Origin of the sequence: Rhizobium sp. BK275 (assembly GCF_014193555.1) — a bacterium.
In the GTDB taxonomy this organism is placed as follows: Bacteria; Pseudomonadota; Alphaproteobacteria; order Rhizobiales; family Rhizobiaceae; genus Rhizobium.
On the sequence record NZ_JACHZL010000002.1, the window covers coordinates 295881 to 309944 of the forward strand.

The following is a 14064-nucleotide window of genomic DNA, read 5'->3' on the forward strand; positions in this document are numbered from 1 at the left end:
TTCACTTAGCTGGCATCGGTTCCACATAAGCGAGTGCCGCATCGATGAGACGCCGTCTCATGGCATCGTCGCCATAGACATCGGCATTGGCGCGCACCCAGCCATGCATGATCCGCTCGCCTGACAGCATCTGGATCACGCCGGGCAGAGCGAGCGCCCAGCCGTCATTGCCCTTGCCGAGACGGAGAAGCATGCCGTCCTGGCGTGCGCAGCAGAGCAGGTTGCCGTTAAGCATGAAGGCCCAGCCGCCGAACATGGATTTTTCGGTCAGCCCCGGCCGATCGCCGAGCTCCTCGCGCATCAGTTCTTCCAGGCCGGGATCGCGTGCCATGCCTCAGGCCCTCGTCTCCAATGCATAGCGCGCGATCTCGATGCCCATCGCCTTTTCGACGGACGGATAGACGGTCGGGTCGAGCACGCTGGCCGAGAGCGGAATGATGTCCTTCGGCACGTGTAGAATGAAGACATGCATGCCGCCCTTGAGCTGGCCGACGGAGAGCGGTTCGCCTTCCTCGGAGAGCGTGGTAATGACGGCCGGGAAGGTTGCGACACGCGTGCCGCCGGCATCATCGACAGCCATATATTCGTTCATCACATGCAGGGTCACGGCCTTGTCGCCGGCACCGACTGTGATCGTGCCGATATCGAAGGCTTCCTTCGTGTAGACCACATCCTTCCTGGTGATCGTACCCTCAGCCAGGATATGGCCGCCCGTCGTCTTGCAGATCGCGTCGATAACAGCCGATCCGCCGCGTTTTTCAGCCTCGATGATCGCTTCGCCGAGCTTCAGCGCCATCGAGATGCCGCCAAGCGCCGCATTCTTGCGGACATAGGAAGCTCGCAGCGGATTGCGGCAGCTGGCGATGAAGCCACCCGACTGATCAGCGGCCGCGCGCAGCACCGGCGAGATTTTCGCAGTCGCACCCTTGACGACCAACTCGATGTAACGGCTTTCGGATCGATTGCCGCCGACGGCCGTTTGGATCATCTGCTCCGGCGAACCCGCCATGCCGATCGACCCCATGTCGCCGGTCGGATGCGCGCGGATATCGCCGACCGCATCGACGACCTTGGTGCCGAGGATGGCCGAAGGCAGCCAGCCGTTCAGCGTCGAGGACTTGCCGTTCTGGCCGATGATGAGGCCGGAGAGCTTTTCGCCGAGCGCCTCCTGCAGAAGCTGCACGGCTTTCACATAATCGATACCCTGCATTTCCCAGGGCGTGGTGGAGGCCGGCGCACCGATTGCTGCCGCCGTCGCGACCCAGTCGCTATCGCCAAGTTCTTCGATGGAGACGAGCTCAGGCTTGCCGATGTTGACGGCGGCATAGCCGAGCATCCGGCCGTGATCGGCCCAGCCGCCACCGCCGGCGGCATAGACGGAACCGCCCTTGACGGCAGCTTCCACGTCCTTCTCAACCAATATGCGTCCCATCGCCCTTCTCCCTGATCAAGTTCCGATCCATCTCGCGCACCGCTTCGAAAAGCACCGCGGCGCCGAGTGCTATGTCGTCATTTTCAGCCCATTCATCCGGCGAATGGCTGCGGCCTTCCCTGCAGGGCACGAAGATCATCGCAGCCGGCGCCATGCGGGCGATCCAGGCCGTATCGTGGCCGGCGCCTGATGCCATGAAGCGGTGTTTGGCGCCGACCGTCTCACAGGCGCGCTCCAGCGTGGAAAGCAGGCCCTTATCAGCAGGTGTCGGGAGATTGTCGGAGATGCGGTTGGGGGGCGCGATCGTCACGCCGAAGGCCAAAGCAAGCTTTTGCGTATGGCCGTCCAGCCAGTGGCAGAAGGCCTCCATGTCGGCGCGGATTTCGGCCCGTCCATCGATCAGCAATACGACGCGGGAAGGAACGACGTTGGCGGCATTCGGCTCGATGCGAAATTCACCGACGGTTGCCGCAAAATGACCGGGTGTCCTGGCAAGTTCGCTGGCGGCATTGCGGATATCGAGGACGAGCTGCGAAGCGGCAACCAATGCATCGGCGCGCGATTCCATCGGCGTCGTGCCGGCATGATCAGCACGACCCTCGACGGTGATTTCGATGCGGGTAATGCCTGATATCGCCGTGACGATGCCGATATCCTGGTGTTCGGTCTCAAGGACGGGGCCTTGCTCGATGTGCAGTTCGAGAAACCCGGCAATATCGGGCTTGTTCTCGTGGGTCAGTATGCCCGGCGACCCACCGACCTCGGCAATCGCTTCGGCAAGATCACGCCCCTCCACCGTGCGGGAAAGCCACGCCTGAGGCAATTGCCCCGTCATGCCGCGGCTGCCGATGCAGGAGACCCCGAAAATGCTGACTTCCTCGGCCAGGAAGTCGACGATCTCCAGATCATGGTCGAGGCGTATTTCCTTTTCCCGCAGCGCCCGCGCCACCTCCAACGCTGCAGCAACGCCGGCAATGCCGTCAAAACGTCCGCCATCCGGCACGGTGTCGGAATGCGAGCCGAGCATGAGGACGCCGGAGCCGGGTTTTAAGCCTTCCCGCCGGCCGATCAGGTTGCCGGAGGCATCGATGCGGGTATCCAGGCCGATCGCCCGCATGCGTGCCTCGAGATAGGCGCGGCCTTCGAGAAAGAGCGGAGAAAAAGCCCGTCGCGTCCAGGGATGCCCCGGCTCGGTGATGGTGGAAAGGGCTTCGATATCCTCGGCGATCCGGCCGGGATTGACGGGCAGGTTGCGGCTCATGCCAGCACCTGTCGCGGCAGCGGGCGCACGAAGCGGCCGGCACCAGGCTCCGCCAGGACCTTCGAACCTTCGGTGATCATTTGCCCGCGCAGCCAGGCTGCCGAGACCGTCCACGGCAGGCGCATGTCGTTATAGGGGCTCCAGCCGACGACATTGTTGCCGCTGGCCGATGCATCATAGATCGTTTCCTTGGGTTCCAGCACGACGATGTCAGCATCCTTGCCCGATGTCAGCGCGCCCTTGATGTGGTCGAGACGGAAATGCTTCGCTGGGTTCTCGGCCATTAGCTTCGCCGCCCAAGTCAAGGGAATGCCGCGTTCCAGGGCGCCCTTGATGAAGAGCGGCACCATGACCTCCAGACCCGGAACACCCGATGCATTCGCCAGCATGTCCGGATTGGTCTTGCGGTTTTCCGACCAGCTCACATGGTCGGTCGAGACCAGCCAGACATTGCCTTCGGCAAGCTTGCGCCACAGGGTTTCGACCTCGGCGCGCGGACGCACCGGCGGATTGATCTTCGCCTTGCCGCCGAGGCGCTTCACATCGTTTTCCTCGTCAAGTGTAAGGTAGTGAATGCAGCATTCGACCGTCGCCTCAAAACCGTCGCGGCGATAGGCTCGGGCGATGTCATAACCCCGCCCGAGCGAGCAATGCACGACATGGGATGGGCAGCCGGTATTGGCGCCAGTCTCAAAGATCGTGTGCATGGCAAGCAGTTCGGTGATCGGCGGGCGCGACAGGCCATGCGCGCGCCAGTCGGTAATGCCGCTTGCCTTCACCTGCTCCATATAGGTGCGGACCGCCTCGTCATCCTCATTGTGCACGCCGGCCGTCAGCCCGGTTGGCGCAATCGCCGCAAAACAGGCGTCGAGCAGGGCCGGTGGGATGCGCGGGAAGCGTTTGGGATCGGTGCCGAAGGTTGAAAACTTGAAGGCGGCAACACCCGCTTCCACCATCTCGGCAATGCGGGCAGCCCCTTCCTCGGGATCGACGGTGCCGTAGAGCGCAAAATCGACCCGCGCCTGCGGGCCGGCGTGATCGACCTTCTTCTTCACCGCCTCAGCCGAGCAGACGAGATTTCCCTCGTCATAGGGCATGTCGACGATGGTGGTCACACCGCCCGCAGCCGCCGAGCGAGTCGACCAGATGAAATCCTCCTGACCCTTCTGGGAGAGCGAATGGACCTGCGCGTCGATGGCACCCGGCAGGATCAGCGCCTTGCCAAGCAGATGCCTTTCCCTGGCTGCCGGCGGCACGCCGATACCGACTTCTGCGATCTTTCCCTCGCGAACGGCCACATAGCCACCTTCGAGAATACGCTCCGGCAGCACCACCGTGCCCTGCAGAACGAGATCGAAATCCATGCCGCGTCTCCCTCGATAGGTCTTTATTCAGATGATGGCCGGTTCTCGCGTCAGCCGTTCCTCGATGCGCTCGAGCGAACCGAGCGCGAAGAAATCATCGAAGGAAGCAATCGGCACCTGCTCGATCAGCTTCGAGATGAATTCATCCGAGCCGAGCTCTTTCTCGATCGCTTCCACCTCGGCCGAAAGCGGCCGGTCGACCGTATAGAAGGCCGCATGTTTGCGCACGACCGCGTAGAGCATGCCGGCCACACCCTTCGGCGTGTCGCCGATAATATCGATCGCTTGTGCCGAAAGCAGGGCCTCCAGCGCCGCCAGACGCTTCAGCGCCCGCATCTGCCGGTCGAAACGTTCGATGACGAGCGGCAGGAAGGCTGCCTCGTCCTCAAGGCCGGCTGCAACGACGAGGGATTGCGCGGAAACCGGGTTCGACATGGAAAGCACGCGCGAGAAGATTTCGCCGGCAAGCTTGATGATCGGCCCGAAACCGGTGGCGATACGACCCGGCGGCACAAGATTGACCGGCAGGTCGCGCCGCTGGCCGTTGCCGAGCAGGACGCAGCGGTTGAAGGCGTTACGCGCCGCATGCGCCATGCAGAGCGCTGCCGATTCCAGGAGGATCGTCACATCGAGCGGCAAGGAGCCGCCTGAGGTCATCACCCGTCCTTCCACGACGACGGGATTGTCGTCGGAGCGGCCAGTGGCGGCAAGGATCTTATGGCCGGTCGAAAGCAGGTTTTCGATAACAGCACCAAAAACCTGGGCGATCATGCGCAGGCTCAGCGCGTCCTGCACGTGGGTGGCGACCGGCCATTCCCATTCGTCTGAGGCGTTGCAAAGCCAGGCGCCGATCAGCGCCTCCCGCGCCGTGCCGACATGGCGCACGGCCCGCCAGGGATCGCGCGATGCGCCGAGCGCACCGGAAGCCATCATGCCGGTTGCCAGCAGCACGCGGATCGAGGCCGCAGCATTGCGTGTCGTCTCGGCTGCTGCCGCGAAGCTGACGGCATTGACGCTGAGCGAGGCGAGGCTGTCACGCGGCGCCATCTTGACCGGCGCCATGCCGGCTGCCCGGAAGGCTTCTGCCGCCTGCATGCGGTTGCCGCGATAGATCGCTTCCCCGACACCGGTCAGCACTGCGCCGATCTGGCCCATGAGGCCGATATCGGCGCAGCCGATGGAACCGGTGCGGCGCACGACCGGAATGAGGTCGGCCGAGAGCATTCGTATATAAGCTTCGATCAACTCAGGCGTGCAACCGACCTGGCCCGTCAGCGCCGTATTGACGCGCATCGCCATGGCATTGCGCACGACATTGCAGGAAAAGGGCGTGCCGGTGCCGAAGTGATGGGCGCGTACGAGCCCGAGATTGAAGGCGTCGAGATCCTCCGGTGACCATTCGACATCCTTCATGGCACCGACACCGGTGGTCGCACCATAGACCGGCATGCCGGATTCGATGGCATCTTCGACGATCGAACGCGCGATCTTCACCCGCTGCATGCCGATCGCCGATGCTGAAAGTGCAACCTTGCCGGAGCCAATCCTCATCATCTCGGCAAAGCTGAAGGGCTGGCCGCTCAGTTCGATTCCGGGGCGTTCGTGCTTCATGTTCTCATCTCCATGGAGGCGAGACTAAGCGAGCCTCACATCTGGCGGGATATCCCAAATGCCGAACACATCATGCTTTTATTGCTTCCTGTCAGCTCATTACCCAGGCAATATAGAGAAGCGTGAGCGCAATGATCCAGAGGGCTATCTTGGCGGAGCGGTTATGGCGCGCTTCCGCTTTGCCGATGGCCTCAGCCGTCTGCTCGTCGAAGCGCAGCCCGTGCTCGCTCATATGCAGAAGCTGATGGTGGAATTTCTCCGTCTGGGCGGCAATTTCAGGTGCTGCTTCGGCAAGCTTTACGGCTGCCTTCAGTCCATCCTTGAGATCGGTGACGATGCGCTTCGGGCCGAGATTGTTCTTGATCCAGTCGCCGACGACCGGCTCAGATGCCTTCCACATGTTGAAGCGCGGATTGAGCATGCGCGAGACGCCTTCGACGACAACCATCGTCTTCTGCAGCATCACGAGCTCGGGTCGCGTCTGCATGTCGAAGAGTTCGGTCACCTCGAAGAGCAGCGTTAAGAGCTTGCCCATGGAGATCGTCTCGGCCGGCTGGCCGTGGATCGGCTCGCCGATCGCCCGGATCGCCTGGGCAAAGCTCTCGATATTGTGGTGGCCGGGCACATAGCCTGCCTCGAAATGCACTTCGGCCACCCGGATGTAATCGCGGGTAATGAAGCCGTAGAGGATCTCGGCAAGGAAACGGCGCTCCTTCTTTCCGAGGCGCCCGACGATACCCATGTCGACGGCGACGATCATGCCGCCGTCATCGACGAAGAGATTGCCCGGATGCATGTCGGCATGGAAGAAGCCGTCGCGCAGCGTATGACGCAGGAAAGACTGGATCAGCGTATCGGCAAGCTCGTTGAGATCGTGGCCGGCGGCGCGCAACCCTTCGACATCGGACATCTTGACGCCGTCGATCCACTCCATGGTGATGACGTCGCGGCCCGTGCGCTCCCAGTCCACCTTCGGCACGCGGAAGCCGGGATCCTTCTCGGTATTCTCGGCAATCTCCGAAAGTGCGGCTGCTTCCAGGCGCAGGTCCATCTCCACCTTGGTGGTCTGCTCCAGCGTCTTCGTCACTTCGACCGGCCGCAGGCGCCGGCTGGCTGGCATGAAGCGTTCCTGCATATGGGCAACGAGGTACATCGCTTCGATGTCATGGGCAAACCGCGCCCTGACACCCGGCCGCACGACTTTGACGGCGACCTTTTTAGGTCCTGCCGGCGTGTTGACCTCGGCAGCATGTACCTGGGCGATAGAGGCTGCGGCAATCGGATCGCCGAAGCTCGCATAGAGATCTGTGATCGGACGTCCGAGCGAGCCCTCGATATTCGCCTTGGCGGCAGCCGCGGGGAAAAAAGCCATCCGGTCCTGCAATTGCGACAAGTCGTCGGCAAATTCGACGCCGACGACATCGGGACGCGTCGCGAGGAACTGGCCGATCTTCACATAGGACGGCCCCAGCCGTTCAACGGCTTTAGCCAGCCGGTCACTGCGCTTCTGGGATTTGCTTCGATTGCGGGCGAACATGCCGACGAAGGATTTCGCCAGGCTGATCGATGGCGGCAGACCCTCCGAAGGCAGGGCCGAGATGACGCCTTCGCGCACCAAAATCCAGCCGACCCTTGCGAGCCTGAAATATGCTCCGAAAGCACTCATGCGGATCAGAGCTTCCAGCCGGAATGCAGCGCAGCGATGCCGCCGGTATAATTGGTGTAGGTCACGCGCGAGAAGCCGGCCGTGCGGATCATCGCCGCGAAATTCTCCTGGTTCGGGAACTTGCGGATCGATTCCACAAGATACTGGTAAGGCTCGGCGTCGCCGGTGATCGCCTTGCCGAATTTCGGGATGGCGTTGAAGGACCAGGCCTCATAAACCTTGTCGAGAACCGGCAGGTCCACTTCCGAAAATTCCAGCACAAGCAGCCGTCCCCCGCGCTTCAGCACGCGATAGGCTTCCGAGAGCGCCACCTCGATCCGCGGCACGTTGCGGATGCCGAAGGCGATCGTATAGGCATCGAAGCTGTTTGCCTCGAAAGGAAGGTCCTCGGCATTGGCTTCCACGAAGGTGAGATTGTCCGAAAGCTTCTTCTTTGCCGCCCGCTCCGCACCGACGCCGAGCATCGAGCCGTTGATGTCGAGCACGGTCGCGTGCGCCTGACGGTTCGAGGCCTCGACGATGCGGAAGGCGATATCGCCGGTGCCGCCGGCAACGTCGAGCACTTTGTAACCCGGCTCCTTGCGCGGATTCAGTGCCGCAATCATCGCATCTTTCCAGACACGGTGCATGCCCATGGACATGACGTCGTTCATGATGTCGTAGCGCTTGGCGACCTTGTGGAAGACCTCGTTGACGAGGCCTTGCTTTTCACCGGTCGGCACCTCGCGGAAGCCGTAGGACGTTTCCATGCCGCCATCGGCGGAGGTCCGGCTGTCTGACATCAAGCTACTCCGTTCACATCAAGAATTCGACGCGGCGACCATAGCGAAAGCGAGGGCGCGGCGCTATCTGTGGGCCACAATCCGCCCGCGGCACGTTGGCGCTATAGCGCACATCGCGGGCGGTTGAAACACGTTAGATATAGATGGGTTAAGATGCCGGAATTGCCAGAAGTAGAAACGGTGAAGCGCGGACTGACGCCGGCAATGGAGGGCGCGCGCATTGAGAGGCTGGAATTGCGCCGCGGCGATCTGCGGTTTCCCTTTCCGCAGGGTTTTGAGCAACAGGTATCCGGCCGGAAGATCCTCGGCCTCGGACGGCGTGCCAAGTACCTGCTCATTGATCTCGACAGTGGCAAGACGATCATTTCCCATCTCGGCATGTCCGGCTCCTTCCGGATCGAGCAGGGGCCGCTGACTGCCACGCCGGGCAATTTTCAGCACGAGCGCTCCAAAGACGAGAAGCACGATCACGCCATCTTCCATCTGGACGGCGAGGGCGGCCCGCGCCGCGTTATCTACAATGACCCGCGCCGCTTCGGCTTCATGGATATTGCCAACCGTTCCGAGCTCGATGCGAATCCCTTCCTGTTCGGCCTTGGCCCGGAACCGACAGGCAACGAATTGTCAGCCGGCTACCTGGCCGAACGTTTCGAGGGCAAGGCTCAGCCGCTGAAGAGCGCACTCCTAGATCAGAAAAACATCGCCGGGCTCGGCAATATATATGTCTGCGAGGCGCTCTGGCGGTCGCATCTGTTGCCGACGCGCGCAGCCGGCACGCTGGTGAACAAGGCGGGTAAGCCGAAGGAGCCGCTGAACCTGCTGGTCAGCTCCATCCGCGATGTCATCGCCGATGCGATCGCTGCCGGCGGATCGTCTTTGCGCGACCATATCCAGACGGATGGTTCGCTCGGCTATTTCCAGCATTCCTTTTCCGTCTATGACCGCGAAGGTCTAACTTGCCGCACGCCGGGCTGTGGCGATACGGTCTCGCGCATCGTGCAGGCTGGCCGCTCCACCTTCTATTGCGCCACCTGCCAGAAATAGGAGAGCGCCATGGCCTATGAAACACTTCTTGTCGAAACCCGAGGGAATGTCGGCCTCATCACACTGAACCGGCCCAAGGCGCTGAACGCGCTGAATTCGACCGTGCTCAAGGAATTGAAGCTTGCCTATGCGGCCTTTCATGAAGACGAGGCGATCGGTGCAATCGTGCTGACCGGTTCCGAGCGCGCCTTTGCCGCCGGCGCCGACATCAAGGAAATGCAGCCGCTCGATTTTGCCGAAGTCTACAAGAGCGATTTTATCAGCGGCTGGGACGAGATCGCCAAGGCCCGCAAGCCGATCATCGCCGCTGTCAGCGGTTTTGCGCTCGGCGGCGGATGCGAACTCGCCATGCTCTGCGACTTCATCATTGCCTCGGAGACGGCGAAGTTCGGACAGCCGGAGATCACCCTCGGTGTCATTCCCGGTATCGGCGGCTCGCAGCGCCTGACGAGAGCGGTCGGCAAGGCCAAGGCGATGGACCTTATTCTGACCGGCCGGATGATGGATGCGGCGGAAGCCGAACGCTCGGGACTCGTTTCGCGTGTGGTGGCACCCGAAGGTCTGCTGGATGAGGCGTTGGAGGCTGCTGCAAGGATCGCATTGCTGTCGCGTCCCTCGGTACTGATGGCGAAGGAGGCGGTCAGCCGCGCCTTCGAAACGACGTTGGAAGAGGGCCTGCGTTTCGAGCGCCGCCTCTTCCAGAGCCTCTTTGCGACCGAGGATCAGAAAGAGGGCATGGCCGCCTTCATCGAGAAGCGCAAACCCGCCTTCAAGAACAGGTGAGCGGGCGGCGCAGGGAAACGGGCCTTTCCTTGAAAATGCGCGTTGACGTGGGTCGGCTTTAGCGTTATATGCCCGCCCACGGTTCGGAAAGCCGCTCAGGTTTTCCACTAATGCTCCCGTATTGCTGAATTTGAGTGGCCGCAGGGCCGGCGCGGCAATGGCGGAGTTTTGTTCGAATTCTTGAGAGAGGCATCCATGGCCAATACAACTTCGGCGAAAAAGGCGACCCGCAAGATCGCTCGCCGTACCGCAGTCAACAAGGCTCGCCGTTCGCGCGTTCGCACCTACGTTCGCCAGGTCGAAGAGGCACTCGCCGCTGGTGATGCCGCCAAGGCAAAGGAAGCCTTCCTCGCAGCCGAGCCCGAGCTGGCACGCGCCGCAAGCAAGGGCGTCCTGCACGCCAACACGGCTTCCCGCAAGGTCTCGCGCCTCGCTGCTCGTGTGAAGGCTCTTTCGGCTTCTGCGAACGCCTAAATATCTCATTAACGAATTGCTCGTTATGATTAGCCCGGTAATTTTACCGGGCTTTTTCGATTCCGCTGCCTGCCACGGATATGGTTAATCCGGCGACGATTTCGTGTCAGGGGCATGACAGGAAAAATCGTTTAAAAACAATAAGTTACGCAAGGATCTTTTTAAAGGTTGCGACTCTGGTCACGCAACCCGCGGCATCAAATGAGTCAAGAAGATTTTTTCTTTTTTCTTTTTATGCGTGTCCAAAATAGCCCAGTTGGGGAATCTCCTTGATTCAAAAGCGATTCTTTTTTGACGTTGGTGTGACGCCCTAAAGGGGCCGCCGGAGTCAATGGCCGCTTCTTAATTTTGCGTAAAATTCATCGTTGATCTTGCCTTTTGATCCTGCCTAAATGGCGTCCAGCAAAGGGCGCGGACATCACCTGCAGAAGTCAGTCCAAACTGCCACGTCGGCAGGACGATGGTTCTGTGTCACTTGCGGCGGAGCGTAAAGCTTCCGTTTTCTCACGCACTCGACGGCATTGTACCGTGACGTGGCTGTCACGGGACGGGGACGTTTTGTGCTCTCCGAAGCCACACGTATTACGCGAGGCCGGGAGAAGGGGCAGGGGACGGTGTAACATTGCGTTCGGGCTTGCGGGCGAAAAACGAGGATCGGCCGCCAGCCTGACATAGAGCGTTTGTGACGGTTGTCGCATGACCGCGGCCACTGAAGGGTTTCTGTGTCGGTCTCAGAAATGGGACAGTGTTTGAGTGAACCGGCATGCGGGCGGCTCATGAGGGTGTCGTCGGCTGTGTCAAAGCGGGGAATGATCGGGCGGCTGTCAACGAATGACCGCCCGAGGAAATGAAAGGCGGCATTATGCAGATGAATTCGATGACGACGGGTGCGCTGGATAACGGGGAAGCTGCACCGCAGTCTTTCGGTTCCATTCACCTGAGCGCAACGGAAGAAAAGGGTGAGATGAAGCATGGCGTTCTCTTCGAACGCGTCAGCGCGCGTCTGAAGGCACAAGTCGGTCCTGACGTCTACGCAAGTTGGTTTGCGCGGCTCAAGCTTCATTCGGTTTCCAAGAGTGTCGTCCGTCTCACCGTTCCCACGACCTTTCTGAAGTCGTGGATCAACAACCGGTATCTCGATCTCATTGTTGGTCTGTTCCAGGCTGAAGATCCCGAAATCCTGAAAGTCGAGATCCTTGTGCGCACGGCAACCCGCGCCGGTACGAAGGCGCTGGACGATGCAGTCTCCGTCGAGCCGGTCACCCAGCCCACCCAGCTTCGCCGCCCGGCTTCGGCCCAGCCGGCGGGGCAGATCGTCCAGCAGGCTGTTTCGGCCGCCGCTGCGGCGCGCCCGGCAAGTGTCGGTTCGCCTCTTTTTGGCTCGCCGCTGGATTCCCGCTTCACTTTCGACACCTTCGTCGAGGGCAGCTCCAACCGTGTGGCGCTCGCCGCCGCCAAGACTATTGCGGAAGCAGGTCAGGGCGCCGTGCGCTTCAACCCGCTCTTCGTCCATGCGACCGTCGGCCTCGGCAAGACCCATCTGCTGCAGGCGATCGCCAATGCCGCCGTGCAGAACCCGCGTGGGCTGCGCGTCGTCTATCTGACGGCCGAATACTTCATGTGGCGTTTTGCGACCGCAATCCGCGACAATGACGCGCTGACGCTGAAGGACTCGCTGCGCAACATCGACCTCCTGATCATTGATGACATGCAGTTCCTGCAGGGTAAGATGATCCAGCATGAGTTCTGCCATCTGCTGAACATGCTGCTCGACAGCGCCAAGCAGGTCGTCGTCGCAGCCGACCGCGCACCGTGGGAGCTGGAATCGCTCGACCCGCGTGTCCGTTCGCGTCTGCAGGGCGGTGTGGCGATCGAGCTCGACGCCCCGGACTACGAGATGCGTCTCGAAATCCTGAAGCGTCGTCTGACGGCGGCCCGTCTGGAAGATCCGTCACTGGAAATCCCGGCCGAACTGCTGCAGCATGTCGCCCGCAACATCACTGCGAGCGGCCGCGAACTGGAAGGCGCCTTCAACCAGTTGATCTTCCGCCGCTCCTTCGAGCCGAACCTGTCGATCGAGCGCGTGGATGAGCTGCTGGCCCATCTCGTCGGTTCTGGTGAACCGCGTCGTGTGCGTATCGAGGACATTCAGCGTATCGTCGCGCGTCACTACAACGTCTCGCGCCAGGAGCTGGTCTCGAACCGCCGCACGCGCGTCATCGTCAAGCCGCGCCAGATCGCCATGTATCTGTCGAAGACGCTGACGCCGCGCTCTTTCCCGGAAATCGGCCGCCGCTTTGGCGGACGCGACCATACGACGGTTCTGCACGCCGTGCGCAAGATCGAGGAACTGATATCGGGAGACACGAAACTTTCGCATGAGATCGAGCTTCTGAAGCGCCTCATCAACGAATAATCGGTGCATGCCACCATGAACCGGCAGCCGGGAGTGATCCCGGCTGTTTTCTTTTATAAGCGTTTTATTCTATACAGCCTCCACGTGAGAAAATTGCGTCGGTGAAGAATGTCGGCGCTCGGGAGGACATTAATGAGTTTTGAACGGATTGCCGTGATCGGCCTGGGCAAGGTCGGGCGGCTGGCGGCAACGCTTTTGCATGAGGGCGGCTTCGAGGTTATCGGCGTCGATGCGCAGCCGCCCGTGGGCGACCTGCCCTTCAAATGCCAAACCGGTGATATCACCGACGTCTCCGTCATCGGCGAGCTGCTGTCGGGCGTCGAGGCGGTCCTGTCCTGCCTGCCCTACCACCTGAATATCGAGTTGGCCCGCGCCGCTCATCTTGCCGGCATCCACCATTTCGATCTGACCGAGGATGTGCCGACCACCAATTTCATCATCGAGCTTTCCAAGACCGCTCGCGGGCTGATGGCGCCGCAATGCGGTCTGGCGCCGGGTTTCGTCGGTATCGTCGGCGCAAGCCTCGCCGATGGCTTCGACCGCTGCCGCTCGATCCGCATGCGCGTCGGCGCTCTGCCACAGAACCCGACCGGACTTCTGGGTTATGCCTTCAACTGGTCGCCGGAAGGCGTGGTCAATGAATATCTGAATGACTGCGAGGTCATCGAGGGCGGCGTGCGCAAGCTCGTCTCGCCGATGGAATGGCATGAGACGATTTATGTCGGTGGCGTCAAGCTGGAGGCTTTCACGACCTCTGGCGGTCTCGGCACCATGTGTGACACCATGCTCGGCAAGGTCGATAACCTCGATTACAAGACGATGCGTTATCCCGGCCACATGGAGCTGATGAATTTCTTCTTCCATGAGCTTCTGATGCGCGACAGGAGACAGCTCGCCGGTGAAATCCTGACCAACGCCAAGCCGCCGGTCGATGATGACGTCGTCTATGTACATGTCGCGGCCGAAGGCACGATCAATGGTGCCCTGCGTCGCAAAGAGTTCGTGCGCGCCTATTATCCGATCGAGATTGCCGGCGCGCGGCGCACCGCGATCGCCTGGACGACCTCGGCGTCGGTGGTTGCCGTCATCGAGATGGTCCGCGACGGCTTGCTGCCGGCCAGCGGCTTCCTGCATCAGGAGCATATTCCACTGGAGATGTTCCTGAAGACGCCGACGGGTAGTCTCTTCAAGGCAGGAGCTACCAGCCGGGATTAAAGCAATTCCAGTAAAC

Annotated in this window: 12 protein-coding genes; 5 read left to right on the top strand and 7 right to left on the bottom strand. The window is 61.2% G+C overall.

Annotated features, from left to right (window positions below; translation table 11 throughout):
- Position 1: 1 nt before the first annotated feature.
- The 7 genes from FHT82_RS07355 to ubiE form a co-directional block, all read right to left on the bottom strand.
- Entirely contained in the window at positions 2-331 is a 330-nt protein-coding gene (locus tag FHT82_RS07355) for a TfoX/Sxy family protein (protein ID WP_183727866.1), read from the bottom strand.
- Positions 332-334: 3 nt separating this feature from the next.
- Complete coding sequence (locus tag FHT82_RS07360) at positions 335-1432, bottom strand: DUF917 domain-containing protein (protein WP_183727868.1); 1098 nt, start codon at positions 1430-1432, stop codon at positions 335-337.
- Entirely contained in the window at positions 1413-2693 is a 1281-nt protein-coding gene (locus FHT82_RS07365; protein ID WP_183727870.1) for a Zn-dependent hydrolase, read from the bottom strand. The genes FHT82_RS07360 and FHT82_RS07365 overlap by 20 nt, the downstream gene beginning before the upstream one ends.
- Positions 2690-4057: an amidohydrolase family protein gene (locus FHT82_RS07370; protein ID WP_183727872.1), complete on the bottom strand. Its 1368-nt coding sequence runs from the start codon at positions 4055-4057 to the stop codon at positions 2690-2692. The genes FHT82_RS07365 and FHT82_RS07370 overlap by 4 nt, the downstream gene beginning before the upstream one ends.
- A gap of 27 nt (positions 4058-4084) precedes the next feature.
- Positions 4085-5668, bottom strand: a complete 1584-nt coding sequence (locus FHT82_RS07375) for an aromatic amino acid lyase (RefSeq protein ID WP_183727874.1) — start codon at positions 5666-5668, stop codon at positions 4085-4087.
- A gap of 91 nt (positions 5669-5759) precedes the next feature.
- Positions 5760-7334, bottom strand: a complete 1575-nt coding sequence (ubiB, locus tag FHT82_RS07380) for a 2-polyprenylphenol 6-hydroxylase (protein ID WP_183727876.1) — start codon at positions 7332-7334, stop codon at positions 5760-5762.
- A gap of 5 nt (positions 7335-7339) precedes the next feature.
- Positions 7340-8116 carry a bifunctional demethylmenaquinone methyltransferase/2-methoxy-6-polyprenyl-1,4-benzoquinol methylase UbiE gene (ubiE, locus tag FHT82_RS07385; protein WP_183727878.1) on the bottom strand — a complete coding sequence of 259 codons (777 nt, stop codon included), beginning with the start codon at positions 8114-8116 and terminating at the stop codon, positions 7340-7342.
- A 153-nt stretch (positions 8117-8269) separates the two neighbouring features.
- On the opposite strand from ubiE, the gene mutM reads away from it, so the two are divergent.
- The 5 genes from mutM (at position 8270) to FHT82_RS07410 (ending at position 14048) form a co-directional block, all read left to right on the top strand.
- Positions 8270-9160: a bifunctional DNA-formamidopyrimidine glycosylase/DNA-(apurinic or apyrimidinic site) lyase gene (gene mutM / locus FHT82_RS07390; protein WP_183727880.1), complete on the top strand. Its 891-nt coding sequence runs from the start codon at positions 8270-8272 to the stop codon at positions 9158-9160.
- A 9-nt stretch (positions 9161-9169) separates the two neighbouring features.
- Positions 9170-9943, top strand: a complete 774-nt coding sequence (locus FHT82_RS07395; RefSeq protein WP_183727883.1) for an enoyl-CoA hydratase — start codon at positions 9170-9172, stop codon at positions 9941-9943.
- Positions 9944-10138: 195 nt separating this feature from the next.
- Positions 10139-10417, top strand: coding sequence for a 30S ribosomal protein S20 (rpsT, locus tag FHT82_RS07400; RefSeq protein ID WP_183727885.1), 279 nt, complete (start codon positions 10139-10141; stop codon positions 10415-10417).
- An 862-nt stretch (positions 10418-11279) separates the two neighbouring features.
- Positions 11280-12833 carry a chromosomal replication initiator protein DnaA gene (gene dnaA / locus FHT82_RS07405; RefSeq protein ID WP_183727887.1) on the top strand — a complete coding sequence of 518 codons (1554 nt, stop codon included), beginning with the start codon at positions 11280-11282 and terminating at the stop codon, positions 12831-12833.
- A gap of 132 nt (positions 12834-12965) precedes the next feature.
- Entirely contained in the window at positions 12966-14048 is a 1083-nt protein-coding gene (locus FHT82_RS07410) for a saccharopine dehydrogenase C-terminal domain-containing protein (protein WP_183727889.1), read from the top strand.
- Positions 14049-14064 lie beyond the last annotated feature (16 nt).